This is a genomic window from Pseudokineococcus basanitobsidens (assembly GCF_037482545.1).
GTDB lineage: Bacteria > Actinomycetota > Actinomycetes > Actinomycetales > Quadrisphaeraceae > Pseudokineococcus > Pseudokineococcus basanitobsidens.
Genome location: NZ_JBBIAA010000020.1, coordinates 23,000 through 42,537 on the forward strand (window position 1 = coordinate 23,000; position 19,538 = coordinate 42,537).

The 19,538-nt window shown below is 77.0% G+C and carries 17 protein-coding genes and 1 tRNA gene; 7 read left to right on the top strand and 11 right to left on the bottom strand.

Going from position 1 to position 19,538, the window contains the following annotated elements:
• The 4 genes from WDZ17_RS17525 to WDZ17_RS13590 form a co-directional block, all read right to left on the bottom strand.
• A partial coding sequence (locus WDZ17_RS17525; RefSeq protein ID WP_422631988.1) for an RrF2 family transcriptional regulator occupies positions 1 to 174 on the bottom strand: 174 nt, incomplete at its 3' end.
• A 55-nt stretch (positions 175 to 229) separates the two neighbouring features.
• The gene (locus tag WDZ17_RS13580; RefSeq protein WP_339575705.1) at positions 230 to 1,207 is read right to left on the bottom strand and encodes a ribose-phosphate diphosphokinase; all 978 of its coding nucleotides are present in this window, start codon (positions 1,205 to 1,207) and stop codon (positions 230 to 232) included.
• Complete coding sequence (gene glmU, locus WDZ17_RS13585; protein WP_339575706.1) at positions 1,204 to 2,715, bottom strand: bifunctional UDP-N-acetylglucosamine diphosphorylase/glucosamine-1-phosphate N-acetyltransferase GlmU; 1,512 nt, start codon at positions 2,713 to 2,715, stop codon at positions 1,204 to 1,206. The genes WDZ17_RS13580 and glmU overlap by 4 nt, the downstream gene beginning before the upstream one ends.
• A gap of 99 nt (positions 2,716 to 2,814) precedes the next feature.
• A tRNA-Gln gene (locus WDZ17_RS13590) sits at positions 2,815 to 2,886 on the bottom strand.
• Positions 2,887 to 3,006: 120 nt separating this feature from the next.
• Here WDZ17_RS13590 and WDZ17_RS13595 point away from each other — a divergent pair.
• Complete coding sequence (locus tag WDZ17_RS13595; protein WP_339575707.1) at positions 3,007 to 3,963, top strand: acyl-ACP desaturase; 957 nt, start codon at positions 3,007 to 3,009, stop codon at positions 3,961 to 3,963.
• Positions 3,964 to 4,028: 65 nt separating this feature from the next.
• Complete coding sequence (locus tag WDZ17_RS13600; RefSeq protein WP_339575708.1) at positions 4,029 to 4,694, top strand: TetR/AcrR family transcriptional regulator; 666 nt, start codon at positions 4,029 to 4,031, stop codon at positions 4,692 to 4,694.
• Between the two features lie 42 nt (positions 4,695 to 4,736).
• Here the strand turns inward: WDZ17_RS13600 and WDZ17_RS13605 are convergent, their stop codons facing one another.
• Positions 4,737 to 6,062, bottom strand: coding sequence for an acetyl-CoA C-acetyltransferase (locus WDZ17_RS13605; RefSeq protein ID WP_339575709.1), 1,326 nt, complete (start codon positions 6,060 to 6,062; stop codon positions 4,737 to 4,739).
• Positions 6,063 to 6,141: 79 nt separating this feature from the next.
• Between WDZ17_RS13605 and WDZ17_RS13610 the strand changes: the two genes are divergently transcribed.
• The 5 genes from WDZ17_RS13610 to WDZ17_RS13630 all read left to right on the top strand — a co-directional run bounded on the left by WDZ17_RS13610 (position 6,142) and on the right by WDZ17_RS13630 (position 10,807).
• Positions 6,142 to 7,584, top strand: a complete 1,443-nt coding sequence (locus WDZ17_RS13610; RefSeq protein ID WP_339575710.1) for a 3-oxoacyl-ACP reductase — start codon at positions 6,142 to 6,144, stop codon at positions 7,582 to 7,584.
• A complete protein-coding gene (locus WDZ17_RS13615) occupies positions 7,581 to 8,471 on the top strand; it encodes a MaoC family dehydratase (RefSeq protein ID WP_339575711.1) in 891 nt (296 codons plus the stop codon). Before WDZ17_RS13610 ends, WDZ17_RS13615 begins: the two co-directional genes overlap by 4 nt.
• Before the next feature lie 248 nt (positions 8,472 to 8,719).
• Positions 8,720 to 9,394 (top strand): putative endonuclease domain-containing protein, encoded by a 675-nt coding sequence (locus WDZ17_RS13620; RefSeq protein WP_339575712.1) that lies wholly within the window; start codon positions 8,720 to 8,722, stop codon positions 9,392 to 9,394.
• Between the two features lie 152 nt (positions 9,395 to 9,546).
• Positions 9,547 to 10,113 (top strand): MarR family winged helix-turn-helix transcriptional regulator, encoded by a 567-nt coding sequence (locus WDZ17_RS13625; protein ID WP_422631989.1) that lies wholly within the window; start codon positions 9,547 to 9,549, stop codon positions 10,111 to 10,113.
• A gap of 175 nt (positions 10,114 to 10,288) precedes the next feature.
• Positions 10,289 to 10,807, top strand: coding sequence for a putative antibiotic biosynthesis monooxygenase (locus WDZ17_RS13630; protein WP_422631990.1), 519 nt, complete (start codon positions 10,289 to 10,291; stop codon positions 10,805 to 10,807).
• A 28-nt stretch (positions 10,808 to 10,835) separates the two neighbouring features.
• On the opposite strand, the gene WDZ17_RS13635 is transcribed toward WDZ17_RS13630, so the two are convergent.
• From WDZ17_RS13635 to metG, 6 genes are all read right to left on the bottom strand, one after another.
• Positions 10,836 to 12,680, bottom strand: a complete 1,845-nt coding sequence (locus WDZ17_RS13635) for an ABC-F family ATP-binding cassette domain-containing protein (RefSeq protein WP_339575715.1) — start codon at positions 12,678 to 12,680, stop codon at positions 10,836 to 10,838.
• A gap of 242 nt (positions 12,681 to 12,922) precedes the next feature.
• The gene (locus WDZ17_RS13640; RefSeq protein ID WP_339575716.1) at positions 12,923 to 13,900 is read right to left on the bottom strand and encodes a 4-(cytidine 5'-diphospho)-2-C-methyl-D-erythritol kinase; all 978 of its coding nucleotides are present in this window, start codon (positions 13,898 to 13,900) and stop codon (positions 12,923 to 12,925) included.
• Positions 13,901 to 13,910: 10 nt separating this feature from the next.
• Positions 13,911 to 14,933 carry a 16S rRNA (adenine(1518)-N(6)/adenine(1519)-N(6))-dimethyltransferase RsmA gene (gene rsmA, locus WDZ17_RS13645; RefSeq protein ID WP_422631991.1) on the bottom strand — a complete coding sequence of 341 codons (1,023 nt, stop codon included), beginning with the start codon at positions 14,931 to 14,933 and terminating at the stop codon, positions 13,911 to 13,913.
• Between the two features lie 67 nt (positions 14,934 to 15,000).
• Complete coding sequence (locus WDZ17_RS13650; RefSeq protein ID WP_339575718.1) at positions 15,001 to 16,431, bottom strand: transglycosylase family protein; 1,431 nt, start codon at positions 16,429 to 16,431, stop codon at positions 15,001 to 15,003.
• Positions 16,432 to 16,713: 282 nt separating this feature from the next.
• On the bottom strand, positions 16,714 to 17,706 hold the full coding sequence (locus WDZ17_RS13655) for a TatD family hydrolase (protein ID WP_339575719.1): 993 nt from the start codon (positions 17,704 to 17,706) through the stop codon (positions 16,714 to 16,716).
• Positions 17,699 to 19,507, bottom strand: a complete 1,809-nt coding sequence (gene metG, locus WDZ17_RS13660; protein ID WP_339575720.1) for a methionine--tRNA ligase — start codon at positions 19,505 to 19,507, stop codon at positions 17,699 to 17,701. Before metG ends, WDZ17_RS13655 begins: the two co-directional genes overlap by 8 nt.
• Positions 19,508 to 19,538: the final 31 nt, after the last annotated feature.

A 19,538-nucleotide genomic window follows, 5' to 3' on the forward strand; every position in this document is an offset into this window, starting at 1 on the left:
CCCGCGCCGGCTCGTCACGAGACCGGCGCGGCGCAGGTCGCGCAGGATGGCCTCGAGGAAGCGCTGGGGGATGCCCTCGGCCTCGGAGACGCGGTCGCTGGTGGCCCCCCCGGGACGGGAGGCGAGCTGGCACACCGCGCGCAGCGCGTAGTCGGTCTTGGCGGTCAGGCGCATGGCGGCGCTCCCCTGGTCCCCTCGTGTCCTCGACGTCGGGTCGCGGGCGGCGGCGTCAGCTGTTGCCGTCGAAGAGGCTGGTGACCGAGCCCTCGTCGAAGACCGCGCGGATCGCCCGCGCCAGCAGCGGCGCGATGGACAGGACCGTCAGCTGCGGGAAGCGCTTGTCGCCGTCGATGGGCAGCGTGTTCGTCGTCACCAGCTCGGTGATGGGGCTGTCGCGCAGCCGCTCCACGGCGGGGCCGGACAGGACGGCGTGCGTCGCCGCCACCAGCACCTGCGCGGCGCCGTTGTCGACGAGCGCCTGCGCCGCCTGCACGATGGTCCCGCCCGTGTCGATCATGTCGTCGACGAGCACGCACGTGCGCCCCTCGACCTCGCCGACGAGCTCGTGCACCTTCACCTGGTTCGGCACGGCCGGGTCGCGCCGCTTGTGGATGATGGCGAGCGGTGCGCCGAGGCGGTCCGACCACTGGTCGGCGAGGCGGACGCGGCCGGCGTCGGGCGAGACGACGGTGAGCTGGGAGCGGTCGACCCGGGAGCCGACGTGGTCGGCCAGCAGCGGCATCGCCCACAGGTGGTCGACGGGCCCGTCGAAGAAGCCCTGGATCTGCGCCGTGTGCAGGTCCACGCTCATGAGCCGGTCGGCGCCCGCCGTCTTGAACATGTCCGAGACCAGGCGCGAGGAGATCGGCTCGCGGCCGCGGTGCTTCTTGTCCTGGCGCGCGTAGGGGTAGAAGGGCGCGACGACGGTCGTCCGCTTGGCGGACGCCCGCTTGAGGGCGTCCACCATGAGGAGCTGCTCCATCAGCCACTGGTTGATCGGCGCGCAGTGGCTCTGCAGGACGAAGGCGTCCGCGCCGCGCACCGACTCGCCGAAGCGCACGTAGATCTCGCCGTTCGCGAAGTCGTAGGCCGACGTCGGGACCAGCTCCACGCCGAGCTCCTCGGCCACCTCGGCCGCCAGCTCGGGGTGGGCCCGGCCGCTGACGAGCACCAGCCTCTTCTGGCCGGTCGCCTTGATGCCCGTCATCGCGCGTCTCCCTCGTCGGTGCTGCCCGTGGTGGTGCCCGTGCTCCCGGTGGTCCCGGTGGTCTCCTCGCCGCGCCCGCGGGCGCGGGCCGCGGCCCGCGCCGAGGGGCTGCCGGCGCGGCGGCGCTCGACCCACCCCTCGACGACGCGCTGGCGCGCCCGGGCGACGGCGATGGCACCCGGCGGCACGTCGGCGTCGATGACGGACCCGGCGGCCGTGTACGCGCCGTCCCCCACCTCGACGGGCGCCACGAGCATCGTGTCGCTGCCGATCCGCACGTGGTCGCCGACGCGGCTGCGGTGCTTGTGGACGCCGTCGTAGTTGACGAACACCGTGGCCGCGCCGATGTTGCTGTGCTCGCCGATCTCGGCGTCGCCGACGTAGCTGAGGTGCGGCACCTTGGAGCCGGTGCCGATGACGGCGTTCTTCGTCTCGACGTAGGCGCCGATCCGGCCGCCGGCGCCGAGACGCGTGCCGGGCCGCAGGAAGCTGAACGGGCCGACCGACGCCCCCTCCCCCACCTCCGCGCCGCTGCCGTGCGTGCGCACGACGGACGCCCCGACCCCGACGGTGCAGCCGCTCAGCGTGGTGTCCGGGCCGACGACCGCGCCGCCCTCGACGCGCGTCCCGGCGAGCAGCTGCACCCCGGGCTCGAGGCGGACGTCGGGCGCCAGCTCCACGTCGACGTCCACCCACGTCGTCGCCGGGTCCACCACCGTGACGCCGGCGCGCATCCACCGCTCGAGCAGGCGCCGGTTGAGCTCCGCGCCGGCGCGGGCGAGCTGCACGCGGTCGTTGACGCCGTCCACCTCGGCGGCGTCGGCGACCGGCAGGGCCGCGACGGCGAGCCCGTCGCCGCGGGCGACGGCCAGGACGTCGGTGAGGTACACCTCGCCCTGGGCGTTGTCCCTGCCGACCCGCCCCAGGGCGTCGGCGAGCACCGCGGCGTCGAAGGCGTAGATGCCGGTGTTGACCTCGCGAACCGCGCGCTCGGCCTCGGTCGCGTCCTTGTGCTCGACGATCCGCTCGACGCCGCCGTCCGGGCCCCGCAGCACGCGCCCGAGCCCGGCCGGGTCCTGCGGCTCGGCGGTGAGCACGGTGACGGCGCTGCCCCGCTGCTCGTGCTGGGCGACGAGGTCGACGAGGGTGCCCGGCTCCAGCAGCGGCACGTCGCCGTAGGTCACGACGACCGTCCCCGCGGGGGCGCCGCCGTCCGCGGCGAGGGCGTCGAGCCCGCAGGCGACGGCGCGGCCGGTGCCGGGGACGTCGTCCTGGTCGGCGACGAGCACGTCGGCGTCCGCCTCCCGGGCGGCCGCGGCGACGCGGTCGCGCTCGTGGCGGACGACGACGACGAGCCGCTGCGGGTCGGCGCCGCGGGCCGCGGCGAGGGCGTGCCCGAGCAGCGTGCGCCCGGCGAGGGGGTGCAGGACCTTCGGGAGGGCCGAGCGCATCCGGGTGCCCCCGCCCGCGGCGAGGACGACGACGGCGCTGGGCCTGGGGCTGCTCACGCGAGCGGGCTCCTCCGCGGCGGGGCTGGGCGGGACGGCGGCGACCCTACCCGCAGCCCCGGCGTCGCCCGGCCGTCGTGACGGGACGCACGCCTCCCGCTCCCCCGCGAGGACTCGAACCTCGATCTCACGCTTCCAAAGAGCGGCGTCCTGCCGTTGGACCACGGGGGACCGCGACCGGCCCGACCGGTCGGCCCGACGCTACCGGCCGCCGCCTTCCCAGCCGACTGCCAGCCGCCGAGACCCGTCTCGGACCCGCAGGTTACGGGTCCGTAGGTTACGGTTCCGTAGGTGACTTCCACCGACGTCGAGACCACGGCGGCCCTCCAGTCCCGGCTCCTGCGCGACCTCGAGCCCGTCGTCGCGGACAATTTGGAGCGCCACCTCAAGGCCACCCAGGACTGGAACCCGCACGACTACGTCCCCTGGAGCCAGGGGCAGGACTTCGCCTACCTCGGCGGCACCGACTGGGAGCCGGGCGACTCGGCCCTCGACCCGGTCGCGCGCACGTCGATGGTCGTGAACCTCCTCACCGAGGACAACCTCCCCAGCTACCACCGCGAGATCGCCACGAGCTTCGGCAAGGACGGCGCGTGGGGGCAGTGGGTCGGCCGCTGGACCGCCGAGGAGGGCCGCCACGGCATCGCGCTGCGCGACTACCTCGTCGTCACCCGCGGCACCGACCCCGTCGAGCTCGAGAAGCTCCGCATGGAGCACATGACCGCCGGGTACGACAACGGCGACAAGGGCATGCTCCAGACCATCGCCTACGTCTCGTTCCAGGAGCTGGCGACCCGCGTCAGCCACCGCAACACCGGGCGCGCCACCGGCTGCCCGGTCGCCGAGGGGCTGCTGCAGCGCGTCGCCAAGGACGAGAACCTGCACATGGTCTTCTACCGGAACCTGCTCGCCGCGGCCTTCGACATCTCCCCGGACGAGACCATGGAGGCCGTGCGGGACGAGGTCCTGGAGTTCGCCATGCCGGGCGCCGGGATGACCGGCTTCGCGCGCTCGTCGATGATGATCGCGAAGGCCGGCATCTACGACCTGCGGCTGCACCACGACGACGTGCTCATGCCCGTCCTGCGCTTCTGGAGGGTCTTCGAGCGCACCGACCTGGGCCCCCGTGGCGAGGCCGCACGGACCGAGCTCGCGCAGTTCCTCGCCAAGCTCGACGACACGGCCGCGAAGTTCGTCGCGCGGCGCGAGGAGGCGGCGGCCCGGCGCGCGGCGCGCACCGGGGCCTGACGCCCGAGCGGGGCGCGGGCGCGGCGGAGGGACGGCAGCGGCGACGCGAGGGGGATGATCGGGGCGTGACCACGACGCGACCCCCGGCACCGCGCCGGGCGCGGATGACCCGCGTCGAGCGCCGTGCCCAGCTCCTGGACGTCGGACGCTCGCTCTTCGCCGAGCGCGGCCTCGAGGGGGCCAGCGTCGAGGAGGTCGCCGCCCGCGCGGGCGTGTCCAAGCCCGTCGTCTACGAGCACTTCCGCCGCGGCAAGGAGGAGCTCTACGAGGTCGTCGTCGCCTGCGAGGTCGAGCTCCTCCTCGGGACGATGACGGCGTCCCTCGACGTGACCGGCCTGCACCCGCGCGAGGTCCTCGAGCGGGCGGCGCTGCGGCTGCTCGACTACGTGGAGTCCTCCAGCGACGGCTTCCGGATCCTCGTCCGCGACTCCCCCGTCGCCTCGACCGGCGGCACCTTCGCCACCCTGATCTCCGACATCGCCCGTCAGGTCGAGCACCTGCTCGTGCGGGAGATGGACCGCCGGGGCCTGCCCGCCCGCACGGCGCCGATGTACGCGCAGATGCTCGTCGGCATGGTGGCGCTCACCGGCCAGTGGTGGCTCGACACCCGCGAGCCGGACAAGGCGACCGTCGCCGCGCACCTGGTGAACCTCGCCTGGAACGGCCTGTCGGGCCTGGAGCCCGACCCGCGCCTGGACCGCCTCACCGCGGCGGCCCTGCGGGTCCGCTGACCCGCCCGCCGACCGACCCCACCGGCCCGCACGGAGCCGCGCTCAACGCTCGAGGACCGCCACGACGCCCTGACCCCCTGCGGCGCAGACGGACACGAGCGCACGACCGCCCCCGCGCACCGCGAGGGCCTTGGCGGCCGACGCCAGCACGCGCGCCCCCGTGGCCGCGAAGGGGTGACCGGCGGCGAGCGAGCCCCCGTGGGGGTTGAGCCGCTCGCGGTCCACCGCCCCCAGCGGCTCGTCCCGGCCCAGGCGCACCCGGCAGAAGAGCGGGTCCTCCCAGGCGGCGAGCGTGCACAGCACCTGGCTGGCGAAGGCCTCGTGGATCTCGACGACGTCGAAGTCCTGCAGGCACAGCCCCGTCCGCGCCAGCAGGCGGGACACCGCGTACGCGGGTGCCATGAGCAGCCCCTCGGCGCCGCTGACGTGGTCGACGGCCGCCGTCTCGGCGTCGACGAGGTAGGCCATCGGCTCGAGGCCGCGGCCGGCCGCCCATTCCGGCGAGGACAGCAGGACGGCGCTGGCGCCGTCGGACAGCGGCGTCGAGGTGCCCGCCGTCATGGTCGCCGCCTCGCCCCGGCCGAAGACCGGCCGCAGCCGCTCCAGCTGGGACAGCGTCAGGCCGGGCCGCAGGACGTCGTCGCGCTCCAGCCCGCGGTGGGCGACGACGAGGTCGTCGAGGAACCCGCTCTCGTAGGCGGCCTCGAGCCGGTGGTGGCTCGCGAGCGCCAGCTCGTCCTGCGCCTCGCGCGTGATGCCCCACTCGAGCGTCGTGCGCGCCTGGTGCTCGCCCATGGACAGGCCGGTGCGCGGCTCGGCGTTGCGGGGCGGCACGGGGACGAGGTCCTTGGGCCGGACCGCCGCGAGCGCCCGCACCTTCCCCGCGGTGCTCTTCTCCCGGCTCGCCCGCAGCAGCGCCCGCCGCAGGCCCTCCGAGACGACGACCGGCGCGTCCGACGTCGTGTCCGCGCCGCCCGCGATGCCGACGTCGACCTGCCCCAGGGCCACCTTGCCCGCGACGGCGAGCGCGGCCTGCAGGCCGGTGCCGCAGGCCTGGCCGACGTCGTGCGCCGGGGTGGTGGGGTCCAGGACGGAGCCGAGGACGGCCTCGCGGGTGAGGGTGAGGTCGCGGCTGTGGCGGACGACGGCGCCCGCGACGACCTCGTCCACGCGCTCGCCCTCCAGACCGGCGCGGCGGGCGAGCCCGTCGAGGACGGCGGTGAGCATCTCCTGGTTGGACGCCTCGGCGTAGGCGCGGCCCGACCGGGCGAAGGGGATGCGCGTCCCCGCGACGACGGCCACCGGCCGCGGCGCCGCGGCGGGGCCGAAGGGGCGGGGCGACGTGCTCGACGACGGGGCGGCGGCCATGGGCGTCACTGTGCCACGCACCGGCGACGGATGTTACCCATGAGTAACTTGATCCCGCGGGCGGCGGTAGCGTCGACGCATGCCCTCCTCGAGCAGCACCGACGCCACCACGGGCGCCGACCCGGCGGCCGAGCCGCAGACGGCCGACCGCTACGCCGCCTTCGCGCGGTCGCCGCTCGGACGCCGCGTCGTCCCGGGCCTCGGGCTGCCCGACCCGGTGCCGCTGCGCCGCGACACCCCCGGCGCCCCGCTCGCGCCCGGGCCCGTGCTCGTCACCGGGCTGGTCGGGACGGACGGGCACGAGCACGTCGGCGGGGCGGCCGGCGTGGCCGCGGCCGAGCTCGCGGCCGTCGGCGCCGACGTCGTGCGGCGCGACGCGCTCGCGCACGTCGACCGGCTCGGCGGGCTCGTCGTCGACGCGACGACGGCCGGCTCCCCCGCCGACCTCGTCGGCCTCGTCGGCGCCTGCACGCCCGTGCTGCGCCGTCTTGCCCGGGGGGCGCACGTCGTCGTCCTGGGGCTGGACCCGGCCGCGCTGCCGGGCGGGGCCACCGCGGCCGCGCGGGTGGCGCAGCGCGGGCTCGAGGGCTTCACGCGCTCGCTCGGCAAGGAGGTCGGCGGCGGGCGGACGGTGCAGCTGGTGCTCCTGCGGGGGCGCGGCGTCGACGTCGTCGGCTCGACCCTGCGCTTCCTGCTGTCGGGGCGGTCGGCCTTCGTCAGCGGGCAGGTCGTGCGCGTCGGCGACCCGGTGCACGACCTCCCCCCGGCGGAGCAGGCGCGCGGGCCGCACCCGCTGTCCGGGCGGCGCGCCGTCGTCACGGGCGCCGCGCGCGGCATCGGCGCCTCGATCGCCCGGCTCCTCGTCGCGCGGGGCGCCGAGGTGGTGCTCGTGGACGTCCCGGCCGCGGCCGACGCCCTCGCGGCGACGGCGCGCTCGGTGGGCGGCGCCCCGCTCGTCCTCGACATCACCTCCGACCTCGCCCCGGGCCGCCTCGCCGAGCACTGCGAGCGGGCGGGCGGCGTCGACGTCGTCGTCCACAACGCCGGCATCACCCGCGACCGGAGGTTGCGCAACATGCGCCCCGACGCGTTCGCCGCCGTCCTCGACGTCAACGTCGGTGCGCCGCTGCGGCTCACGGAGCACCTGCTGGGTGCGGGCCTGCTCGGCCGCGGGGGGCGGGTCGTCGGCGTCTCCTCGCTCGCGGGGATCGCCGGCAACGACGGCCAGACGAGCTACGCGGCGTCCAAGGCGGGCGTCATCGGGATGGTCGACGCCCTGGCGCCGGTCGCCGCGGCCGCGGGCGCGACCGTCAACGCGGTCGCCCCCGGCTTCGTCGAGACCCGGATGACCGCGGCCGTCCCGCCCCTGACCCGCCAGCTGGGACGGCGGCTCGCCTCGCTCGGGCAGGGCGGGCTGCCCGTCGACGTCGCCGAGGCGATCGCGTGGCTCGCCGAGCCGGCGAGCGCCGGCGTGGACGGCCAGGTGCTGCGCGTGTGCGGCCAGAGCCTGCTGGGGGCGTGAGCGTGGCGCGCCCCGCGCCCGCCGTCCCCCTCGCGCCGTCGGCGCGCGGGCTGGCGGGTGCGCTGCTCCCCCGGCGCCGGCCCCCCGGCCTGCCCGACCGCGTCGTGCGCGTCGCGGGGGTCCGCGCCGACCGCGCGCACCTGGACGCCTGGACGCGGGTCTGCTGCCCCCGGCCGGGAGCCCCGGCGCCCGGGGTCCTGCCCGCCGCCTTCCTGCACGTGCTCGCCTCGGGCGCCTCGATGCGCCTGCTGCTGGACCCCTCCTTCCCGCTGCCCCTGCTCGGCCTCGTGCACGTCGGCCAGCGCCTCGAGCTGCGCCGGCCCGTGGACGTGCGCGAGCCGCTCGACCTCGCCGTCGGCGCCCGCGACCTGCGCCCGCACCGCCGCGGCCGGCAGCTCGACGTCGTCGCCACCGCGAGCGCGGCCGGCGAGGAGGTCTGGCGCGGCACGAGCACCTACCTGCACCGGGAGCCGACCCCCGGCGAGGCGTCGGGCGGCGGGGCGCCGGGCGGCGGTTCGTCCGACGAGCTCGGGCGGCCCGCGCTGCCGGACGGCTCGGTGCGCTGGGACGTGCCGGCGTCGACGGGCCGCGCCTACGCGCGGGTATCGGGCGACCCGAACCCGATCCACCTCTCGGTGCCCACGGCCCGGCTCCTCGGGTTCCGCCGTCCGATCGCCCACGGGATGTGGACCCTGGCCCGCGCCCTGTCCGACCTCGAGGGGCGTCTGCCGCCCGCGCACGACGTGACGGCCCGCTTCCTGCGACCCCTCGCCCTGCCCGGTCGCGCGCTCTGCGGCTGGCGGCCCGACGGCGACGCCCTCATCCTCGCCGTCCGCCGCGAGCGCGACGGCGAGCCCCACCTCCTCGCGGAGGTCCGCCCGACCTGACGCCCGCCGAGATGGAGGCTCCCGTCACCTGGCGGGCTCGTCCCTGACGACGACCTCCATCTCGGTGACGCCTGTGGAGGGCCGGACGCACCGTCGCCCTGCCCGAGGCAGCCTCGTGGCGTGGACGACGCGCGGCTGCGAGCGCTTCTCGCCGTCGCGGCGCGCCAGGACGCCGTCCTCACTCGCGGTGACCTGGCCGCCGCCGGTGCTGACGGGGCGCAGGCGCGGACGCTCGTGCGCCGCGGGACGTGGAGCCAGCCCTCCACGGCTGGGACGTGCCCGCCGACGACGTCGTGGTGCAGGTGCTGGTCCCACCGACCCTGCGCAAGCGCAGCCGTGAGCACCTCGAGGTCCACCACGACCGCCTGCTCGCCGGTGATGTCGTGGACCTGCGCGGCATCCCGACCACCTCGGTGGTGCGGACGCTCGCCGACCTCGTGCCACGGCTGCCCCGCGGCGACGCCCTCGCCCTCCTCGACGCGGCGCTCGCGTCGGGGCGGGCCACCGTCGGCGACCTCGGGGCGGCACGCGCCCTCGCGTCCGGACGCCGCGGCTGCCGTCTCGTCGACGACCTGTGGGGGCTCGCCGACGCCCGTGCCGAGTCGGCGCTCGAGAGCCGCGCCCGGCTCGACTGCGTCGACGGCGGCGTGCCGCCCGACGACCTCCAGGTCCTCGTCCGGGAAGGCGCCGGCCGTCCGGTGGCGCGGGCCGACATCATCTTCCGACGACGCCGTCGTCCCCAGCGCGGGCTGCTCGTGCTGGAGGCCGACGGACGCGCCTTCCACGACACGCCCGAGGCCCTGTTCCGCGACCGGGAACGGGCGAACGCCCTCGTCGCCCTCGGCCACGACGTCGTCCGGTGCACGTGGGCGGACACCTGCACCCCCGGGCGGGTCGCCGCCCTGGTGAGCGCGGCGCTGTGACGCCCATGCCCGGGCGCGGGCTGCCGAGATGGAGCCTGCCGTCGCGAGCAGCGCCCCCCGGTGACGCCGACCTCCATCTCGATGACGACCCCCCCGCATCGAGAATCTCGACGTCGAGACACCGGCGTAGGGTCCGCGCCGTGGACTCGGAGGTGGGACGGGACGCGCCGCTCGGGCGCGGGGCGGGCGTCCGCGGCGCCTCGCGGGACGAGGTCGACCGGATCGTCGCGGCGTGGCGGCGCGAGCGCCCGGACCTCGACGTCTCCCCGCTCGAGGTCCTCTCGCGGGTCAGCCGGCTGGCGCGGCACCTGGACCTCGCGCGGCGGGCCGCGTTCGCCGAGCACGGGCTGGAGGCGTGGTCCTTCGACGTCCTGTCCGCGCTGCGCCGGGCGGGGGCCCCGCACCAGCTCACCCCGGGACAGCTCGTGACCTCCACGCTCGTCACGAGCGGCACGATGACGAACCGCGTCGACCGCCTGCTCGCCGCGGGGCTCGTCGAGCGCCACCCCGCCCCCGGCGACCGGCGGGCGGTGCTCGTGCGCCTGACGGCCGCCGGCGCCGCCCGCGTCGACGCCGCGATGGCCGACCTCCTCGACCGGGAGCGCGCGCTGCTCGCCGGGCTCGAGCCGCAGCAGCGGACGGAGCTCGCCGACGTCCTGCGCGCCCTGACGAGCGGCTTCGACGCCCCCGCCGGCTCCGGCGGCGTCGCCGACCTCTGAGCGAGGACCTCCGCCCCGCCCCGGCGACCACATCGTGGACACTGCCGGGGTGGCCGCCCGACCTGCTCCCGCCGAGACCCCCCGTCGCCGCGCCGAGCCCCCGCCGGAGGACGCCGGACCCCCGCCGGTCACCGTGGCGTCCACGCGCGTCGCCGACCCGGGTCAGAAGCTCGAGATGATGACCTGGGCCAGCGCCGGGGCGCGGCTCGCGGAGTCCTTCCCCGGCTTCCTCGGCGCGGGCTGGGTCCGCAGCGGCCCCGACTCGCGCGAGTGGCACATGCTCTACCGCTTCGTCGACGCGGGGGCTCTCGCCGGCTGGGAGGGGTCGTCCGAGCGGCGGTGGTGGCTGCACGGCGCGCCGGGGACGGTGCGCGAGGTCGCGACCGAGCGGCGCACCGGCATCGAGGGCTGGTTCGACGCCGCGCAGGGCAGCGTCGTCGGCCCGGCACCGACGGGGGCGCCCGCGCGGTGGCGGCAGATGCTCGTCATCTTCTCGGTGTTCCTGCCGCTGTCGCTGCTCGTCAACGTGACGCTCGGCGCCGCGCTGGCCGCCCTCGTCCCGCTCGTCGTCCGCGTCGCCGTCGTGACGACCGTCATGACGCCCGTGATGACCTACCTGGCCCTGCCCTGGGCCACCCGCCGGCTGCAGTGGTTCCTCGACGCCGAGCCCGCCCCCTGGCGCCGCCGCCGCTGACGGCGTGAGGAGGGCCCGGGGACGTCGGTCAGCCGGCGGCCTCGGCGGCCTCGAGCCACGCCTCCTCGACCTGCTCGCGCTCGTCGCGGACGCCGCGGAGCTCGGCGTCCAGGGCGGTGACGGCCTCGTGGTCGGTCGCGGACGTCGCCATCCGGCCCAGCAGGTCCGCCTCCGCGGCCTGCAGGCGCTCCATCCGCCGCTCGAGCCGGGCGGCCTCCTTGCGCGCCGCCCGCGCCTGCGCCGGCGACGGCCCGCCGGCGGGCGCGCCCGCCGGCCCCGCCGCCGAGGGCGAGGAGCCGGGCAACACCGCCCCCTGCTCGGCGGCCTTCGCGCCGGCGCGCAGGGCCAGGTACTCCTCCACACCCCCCGGCAGGTCACGCACCCGGCCGTCGCCGAGGAGCGCGACCTGGTGGTCGGTGGTGCGCTCCAGCAGGTACCGGTCGTGGGAGACGACGACGAGGGTGCCGCGGAAGGAGTCCAGGACGTCCTCGACCGAGGCGAGGACGTCGGTGTCGAGGTCGTTCGTCGGCTCGTCCAGCAGCAGCACGTTGGGCTCGTGCACCAGCAGGCGCAGCAGCTGCAGGCGCCGCCGCTCGCCGCCGGAGAGCTCGCCGACGGGGGTCCACGCGCGGTCGCGGGTGAACCCGAGCCGCTCGACGAGGCTGCTCGCGCTCACCGGCTTGCCGTCGACGACGAGCTCGCGCCGCTCCCGCTCCACGGCCTCCAGCGCCCGGAGCCCGGCGACCTCCTCCAGCTCCCGCAGGGACTGGGAGAGGACGGCGACCTGGACGGTCTTCCCGCGCCGCACCCGGCCGGCGTCGGGCTCGAGCTCGCCCGTGAGCAGCCGCAGCACCGTCGTCTTGCCCGCGCCGTTGACGCCGACGACGCCGACGCGCTCGCCCGGCGCGAGCCGGAACGTCACCCCCTCCAGCAGCGTCCTCGGGTCGCCGCCCCCCTCGGGCGCCGGCACCCGGTAGGTGACGTCCTCGAGGTCCAGCACGTCCTTGCCGAGCCGGGCGCTGCCCGTCGCGGTGATCGAGACGTCCTCGCGCGGCGGCGGTTCCGCGGAGACGAGCGCCGCGGCCGCGTCGAGCCGGAACTTCGGCTTGCTCGTGCGCGCCGGCGCGCCGCGGCGCAGCCACGCGAGCTCCTTGCGCAGCAGGTTGGCCTGGCGGTCCGCCGTCACCTGCGCGACCCGCGCCCGCTCGGCCCGGGCCAGCACGTAGGCCGCGTAGCCGCCCTCGTACGCCTCCACGCCGCCGCCGGTGACCTCCCAGGTCTGGCTGCAGCACGCGTCGAGGAACCACCGGTCGTGGGTGACGACGAGCAGGGCGCCGCGGCCGGCCGGCCAGCGCGTCCGCAGGTGCTCGGCGAGCCAGGCGACGCCCTCGACGTCCAGGTGGTTCGTCGGCTCGTCGAGGACGACGAGGTCGTGGTCGCCGACGAGGACGGCGGCGAGCGCGGCCCGGCGGCGCTGCCCGCCGGACAGCGCCTGCAGCGGTGCGTCGATGCCGCCCGGCACGGAGGTCTGGACGTCGTCCAGCAGCCCGGACACCACGTCGCGGACCCGCGCGTCGCCCGCCCACTCGTGGTCCGCGGCGTCGCCCACGACGAGCGAGCGGACCGTCCCCGCGGCGTGCGGGTCGTCCACCTGCGGCAGGACGCCGACGCGCAGGCCGCGCGAGCGGGTGACCCGTCCGGCGTCCGGCTCGTGCTCGCCGGTGAGGACCCGCAGGAGCGTCGACTTGCCGTCGCCGTTGCGCCCGACGACGCCGATGCGGTCCCCGTCGTCGAGGCCGAGGGAGACGCCCGCGAGCACGTCGCGGGCGCCGAGGACGACGGAGACCTGCTCCGCGTTCAGGAGGTGCGCCACACCCACCAGGGTGACGCACCGTGCGCCGTGCCCCGACCGCGCCGCCCGACGACGCAGCCGCCCTCGTCACCCTCCGACCGGACCGGTCCCTCGACGCGAGATCGTCGCCGACGTCCCGCCCGCGAGGCCCCGACCCGACGCCGTCGCCACCTTCGACCCCCAGGGGCCCCACACCCGACGTCGTCGCCGACCTTCGACACCCACGAGGCGCGGGACACGGCGTCGGGGGTGACGGCGGCCGGTCAGCGGGCGGGCTCGACCACCCGGGCCCCGGGGACGGGACCGCTCACCCGGCGGACGTCCGCGGCGGCGCCGGAGGCGGCGAGGGCGACGGCGACGGCGAGGCCCTGCTCGCGCCCGTCGACGAGGAAGGCCGTCGTGGGCCCCGAGCCGGAGACCACGCCCGCGAGCGCGCCGGCCTCCAGGCCCACGTCGAGCGTGCGGCGCAGGTGGGGCGCGAGCGCCAGCGCGGGCTCCTGGAGGTCGTTGACGAGCGCGGCCGCCACGGCGGCGGCGTCCCCGCCCCGCAGGGCGGCGAGCAGGTCGTGCACGTGCTCCTCGTCGACGTCCGGCGCGGCGGCCCCCTCGGTCGCCCCGACCTCGCCGCGCCGGCGGTCGAGCTCGCCGTAGACGGCGGGCGTCGACAGGCCGGTGGCGGACAGCGCCAGCACCCACGAGCGCTCGCCGCGCGCCAGCGCCGGGAGGACCTGCTCGCCGCGGCCCGTGCCGACGGCGGTGCCGCCGAGCAGCGCGAACGGGACGTCGGCGCCCAGCTCGGCGCCGAGGAGGGCGAGGTCGTCGCGGCTCATCCCCGTGCCCCACAGGGCGTCGCAGGCGACGAGGGCCGCGGCCGCGTCGGCGCTGCCCCCCGCCATCCCGCCGGCGACGGGGACCTCCTTGGTGATGTCCAGGCGCACGTGGGCCGGGACGCCGGCACGCTCGGCGAGCAGCAGCGCGGCCCGGACGGCCAGGTTGCGCCCGTCGACGGGGACGTCGTCCGCGCCCTCCCCGGTGACCGTGCACTCGAGCCCGTCCGACGGCGACGCCCGCACGTCCTCGTGCAGGGACACGGCCTCGAAGACGGTGACGAGCTCGTGCGAGCCGTCCGGACGCAGGCCGCCGACCCGCAGCGCCAGGTTGACCTTGGCGGGCGCCCGCACGAGGACGGGCGCGCCGGGCACGCGGAGGCCGCCCACGACGTGCAGCCCCCCGCTCCCCACGGGGCCGACCCTAGGCGAGGCCCCCCGCGACGTCCTGGGCACCGGCGACGTCCTGGGCGGGGCGCGCCGACCGCCCGCGCCGCGAGCCGGCCTCCCGCTCCCCGCGCCCCGCGGGCTCGGCGAGCCCGAGGACGTCGAGCCCCGCGTCGGCCACGGCGACGAAGCCGGCGACGTCGAGGCGCTCCCCGCGCAGCGACGGGTCGACGCCGGCCGCCCGCAGCACCTCCTCGGCGCGGGCCCCGCTGCCGGCCCAGCCGGCGAGCGCCGCGCGCAGCGTCTTGCGGCGCTGGGCGAAGGCCGCGTCGACGACGGCGAAGACGGCGCGCCGCCCGGCCCGGCTGGGCGGCGGCTCGCGCCGCTCGACGGCCACGAGCCCGGAGTCGACGTTCGGCGCCGGCCAGAAGACGGTGCGGCCGACGGCTCCCGCGCGGCGGACGTCGCCGTACCAGGAGGCCTTCACCGACGGGACGCCGTAGACCCGGCTGCCCGGAGCCGCCGCCAGCCGCTCGGCGACCTCGGACTGGACCATGACGAGGGCGCTGCGCAGTCCCGGCAGCTGCTCGAGCAGGCCCAGAAGCACGGGCACGGCGACGTTGTACGGCAGGTTCGCGACCAGCCGCGTCGGCGCACCGGCGCCCGCCGCGCGCACCTCGTCCCCGCTCACGCGCAGCGCGTCGGCGGCCAGCACGGCCAGCCGGGGCGGGGTGGCGTCCGCCTGCCCGCGGCGTGCGGCGACCGTCCTCGGCAGCTCGGCGGCCAGGACGGGGTCGACCTCGACGGCGACGACGCCCGCGGCCCGCTCGAGCAGCGCGAGCGTCAGCGAGCCCAGGCCCGGCCCGACCTCGAGGACGACGTCGGTCTCCTCCACGCCGGCGCGCCGGACGACGCGACGGACGGTGCCGGCGTCGGTGACGAAGTTCTGCCCGAGCGTCTTGGTCGGTCGCACGCCGAGGCGGGCGGCGAGCGCACGCACGTCGGAGGGGCCGAGAAGCGTCTGCTCCTCGGCCCCTCCGGTGCCGTGCTCCTCGCTCAGCGGGGACCTCGACGGTGCGCCCCGGTGCCGGTGCCGGGGCCGGGTGCCGTGCTCACGCGACGAAGCCTCACAGGCCGAGCTTGCGCGAGCACGCCGGCCACGCGCCGTAGCCGCCGCGGTCGTCGCGGACCTTCTCCGCGATCGCGATCTGCTGCGCGCGGCTGTTCTGGTGCGGCAGGCCCGAGCCGCCGTACGCGTGCCACGTCTGGGCGTCGAACTGCAGGCCGCCGTAGTAGCCGTTGCCCGTGTTGATCGACCAGTTGCCACCGGACTCGCACTGCGCCAGGCGGTCCCAGGTGCTGCCGGACGGGGCCGAGACCGCGGGGGTGTCGGGCTCCGGCTCCGGCTCCGGCTCGGGCTCCGGGTCCGGGGCGCTGCTCGAGGACCCCGACGAGCTGCCGGACGAGCCGCCGCTCGACGACGAGCCGCTGCTCGACGAGCCGCTGCTCGACGAACCGCTGCTCGACGACGAGGGCTCGTCGTCGTCCGAGGACGGCGCGCTCACCCGCGCGGGAGCGGACTCGCGCTGCGGCTCCGGCTCCGGGGCGGGCTCCGGCTCGGGGGCCGGCCGCTCGGCGGTCCCGACGAGCACGACGCGGGCCTGCGGCTGCGTCGTCACCTCGTCCGACAGCTCCTGCTTGGCGACGACCTCGCCGTCCGCCGTGGTCTGCCGGAAGGTGACGCGGTGGACGCCCTCGGCGCCCTCGCTGCCCACCCGGGTCTGGCCCTCGAACAGGTCGTCGGTCTCGCGCTCGGTGGTCTCGAAGGGCACGGGCCCCTCCTCCGCGACCTCGGCGACGGCGACGCGGGTGACGGTGACGACGAGGCCGGGCGTGAGCGGCGACGTCGGGTCCACCGAGACGGCGTCGTCGCCGTCGACGGCGACGCCGGCCTCGGACAGGAGCGCCTCGACGGACGTGGCGGTGCTCGTCATGGGGCGGGCCGCACCGTCGGCCACGACGGTGACGTCCTTGGGGGTGGTCAGGCGCACCGCCTCCCCCTCCCGGCCGAGCGGCATCGAGCGCGACGCGGACAGGACGGCGCCCTCCGAGCGGACGCCGAGGTCGTCCAGCGCCTCGTCGAGGGTCAGCGCCGTCGTCCAGTGCGTGGAGGTCTCCCCGTCGACGGTGAGCTCGAGCTCGCGGGCGTGCCGGACGACGACCGTGCCGCCGTCCTCGACCTCGCTGCCGACCGACGGCGCCACGAGGTCACGCTCGCCCACCTCGACGTCGCCCTCGGAGAGGACGTCGTCGACGTCGCCACCGAAGAGGCGGACCTCCTGGCTGGCGCCGTCGACGTCCAGCTCGACCGTCGTCGAGCCGGCCGCGTAGAGGCCGGCTCCGCCGAGAAGGGCGACGAGGGCCGTGCCCTGGACCGCGCGCACCGCGACGGTCCGCCGGCGGGAGCGCCCGCGCGGCTCGGCCGGCCGGTCACCGGTCGGCTCCTGCTGCGGGACGGGGGCGCCGTCGGCGCCGGGCGGGGTGGTGGAGGAGCTCATGGGGTCCTGACGTCGCTCGGTCCCGGGCTCGTCAGGGAGGGGGCGCGTCGGGACGCAGCGCAGCAGGCCCCGCACGGGTCGACCTCGACGAGGTCGGCCCGGGGGCCCGCGTCGGTGCTGGGGACGTCACCCGAGGCCTTCCCCAGCCCCGGCTGTCGAGGCGACCGTAACCGATCCGAGACCTGGTGTCACACGCCTCGTGCCCCCGCGACGGCGTCCCGCGGCTGCGCGCCCACGGGCGTCACGGTGCGTGAGCGCCCCCGGGAGCCGGGGCAGCAGCGGTCACCAGGGCCCGTAGAGCGCGTCCGCCGTCCGCGCCGTCACCTCGCAGAGCCGCTCCAGCGGCACGTCGAGCACCTCGGCGACCGTCCGCGCCGTCAGCGGCACCAGGTAGCTCGCGTTGGGCCGGCCGCGGTGCGGGGCCGGGGTGAGGAAGGGGGCGTCGGTCTCGAGCTGCACCTGCTCCAGCGGCACGACGGACAGGGCGCTGCGCAGGCCGCCGGCGTTGCGGAAGGTCACCGTGCCGGCGAAGGACAGGACGTAGCCGCGGTCCACGCACTCGCGCGCCATGTCGACGTCGCCGGAGAAGCAGTGCAGGACGACCCGCTCGGCCCGCTCCTGCGCGAGCACGCGCAGCACGTCGGCGTGCGCGTCCCGGTCGTGCACCTGCACGGGCAGGCCCAGGTCCTTCGCGAGCCGGACGTGCGCCCGGAAGGACTCCTCCTGCGCCCGCATCGCTCCCACGTCGTCCGCGTCGGTCCGGAACGTGTCCATCCCGGTCTCCCCCACGACACGGACGCGGTCCGCCCGCGCGAGCCGGCCGATCTCCTCGAGGGCGTCGTCGAGCTCGCCCCGCGCCGCGAGCACGGGGGCCTCGTTGGGGTGGATCGCGACGCCGCCGAGCAGCTCGGGGTGGCGCTGCACCGCCTCGACCGTCCACCGCGCGGCGGGCAGGTCGCACCCGATCTGCACGGCCCGCGGGACGCCGGCGGCCGCCGCGAGCGCGAGGAGCTCGGCGACCCCTCGGTGCTCGCCGCCCGGGTCGGCGCCCGCGTCGACGGAGCCCGGCCCGTCGGCGATGTCGAGGTGCGTGTGGTCGTCGACGACGGGCAGCGGCAGCGGCTCCGGCGCGGGCGGCCACGAGCGGTCCCGACGGCGCCCGTCCGCCCCGCTGGCCGAGCGCGCCCGCGGCGGGGCGCCGTCGGGACCGCTCGTGGCCGCCGTCACCGGTGCGCCGCCGACGCCACCGGCCCCTCCGGCCGGCGGCTCAGCCACCGGCCTGCTCCTCCCGGAGCCGCTCCAGCTCGGTCTCGACGACGTCGTCGTCGAGCTTGGTGAAGACCGGCGTGGGCCGCCCCACGGGCGTGCCCGGCACCACGGGCACCGAGGCCCACCCGGGCGCGGCGGCGTCCGCCCCGGGCGTCCGCAGCACCGGGTACCCCGGCCCGCCGTCGAGGTCGTCGACCTCCTCGAGCTGCGGCATCGGCGAGACCGTGCCCGTGCCGCCCATCACCTCGTGGACGGCCTGCGCGCTGTGCGGCAGGTACGGCGCCAGCAGCGACCGGCAGTCCGAGATCCCCTGCGCCGCCACGTGCAGCACGGTGCGCATGCGCTCCGGGTCGCTCGTGCGCAGCGCCCACGGCGCCGTCTCGGAGAGGTAGCGGTTCACCTCTCCGACCGTGCGCATCGCCTCCGCGAGCCCCTGCCGCTGCCGGTGCGTGGAGACGAGGTCGCCGACGGTCCCGAAGGCGCCGGACGTCGTGCGCAGGAGCTCGCGGTCGCGGTCGGCGAGCTCGCCCGCCTCCGGGATGCTGCCGACGTTCTTGGCGATGAGGCTCGCCGTGCGGTTCACGAGGTTGCCCCAGCCCGCGACCAGCTCGTCGTTCGTGCGCCGGGCGAACTCCCGCCACGTGAAGTCGGTGTCGTGCGCCTCGGGGCCGGCGGCGGACAGGAAGTAGCGCAGCGCGTCCGGCTGGTAGCGCGAGAGCACGTCCCGCACCGCGATGACGACGCCTCGGCTGGAGGAGAACTGGCGCCCCTCCATGGTGAGGAACTCGCTGGCGACGACCTCGGACGGCAGCGCGAGCTCGCCGTACACGCCCGGCTCGCCGCCGCGAGAGCCCTGTCCCGCGTAGCCGAGCAGCTCGGCGGGCCAGATGAGCGAGTGGAAGACGATGTTGTCCTTGCCCATGAAGTACGCGCCGCGCGAGCCCGCCGACCAGAAGGGTCGCCACGCCTCCGGGTCGCCCGTGCGCCGGGCCCACTCGACGCTCGCCGACAGGTACCCGACGACGGCGTCGAACCACACGTAGAGCCGCTTCGTCGGGTCCTCCTGCCACCCGGGCAGCGGCACGGGGATGCCCCAGTCGATGTCGCGGGTGATGGCGCGGGGACGGATCTCCTCCAGCAAGTTCCGGCTGAAGCCCAGCACGTTGGGCCGCCACGACGGCGAGCCGCTCTTCGTCTCCAGCCAGGCCCCGACGGCCTCGGCGAGCGCCGGCAGGTCGAGGAAGAAGTGCTGGCTCTCGACGAAGTCCGGTCTCTCGCCGTTGATCCGGCTCACCGGGTGCTTGAGGTCCACCGGGTCGAGCTGGTTGCCGCAGTTGTCGCACTGGTCGCCGCGCGCCCCGTCGAACCCGCAGATGGGGCAGGTGCCCTCGATGTAGCGGTCGGGCAGGGTGCGCCCGGTCGACGGGGAGACGGCACCCATCGTCGTCCTCTCGACGAGGTAGCCGTTGCGGTGGACCGTGCGGAACATCTCCTGGACGACCGAGTAGTGGTTGCGCGTCGTCGTGCGGGTGAACAGGTCGTAGGACAGGCCGAGCCCCTGCAGGTCCTCGGCGATGACCCGGTGGTAGCGGTCGGCCAGGGCCTGCGGGCTGACGCCCTCGCGCTCGGCCTGGACGAGGATCGGCGTCCCGTGCTCGTCGCTGCCGGAGACCATCAGCACGTCGTGCCCCGCCATCCGCTGCTGCCGCGCGAACACGTCGGAGGGGACGCCGAAGCCGGCGACGTGACCGAGGTGGCGGGGGCCGTTGGCGTAGGGCCAGGCCACCGCGGCGAGGACGTGGGTCATGCCTGCCAGCGTAGTGAGCGACGACTCTCGC

Bases quoted from the DNA above. Each gene is read 5' to 3' on its own strand.
- WDZ17_RS13580 (WP_339575705.1), bottom strand. From the start codon at position 1,207: ATGACGGGCATCAAGGCGACCGGCCAGAAGAGGCTGGTGCTCGTCAGC.
- WDZ17_RS13605 (WP_339575709.1), bottom strand. From the start codon at position 6,062: ATGGCCGCCGCCCCGTCGTCGAGCACGTCGCCCCGCCCCTTCGGCCCC.
- WDZ17_RS13610 (WP_339575710.1), top strand. From the start codon at position 6,142: ATGCCCTCCTCGAGCAGCACCGACGCCACCACGGGCGCCGACCCGGCG.
- WDZ17_RS13630 (WP_422631990.1), top strand. From the start codon at position 10,289: ATGATGACCTGGGCCAGCGCCGGGGCGCGGCTCGCGGAGTCCTTCCCC.
- WDZ17_RS13650 (WP_339575718.1), bottom strand. From the start codon at position 16,431: ATGAGCTCCTCCACCACCCCGCCCGGCGCCGACGGCGCCCCCGTCCCG.
- metG (WP_339575720.1), bottom strand. From the start codon at position 19,507: ATGACCCACGTCCTCGCCGCGGTGGCCTGGCCCTACGCCAACGGCCCC.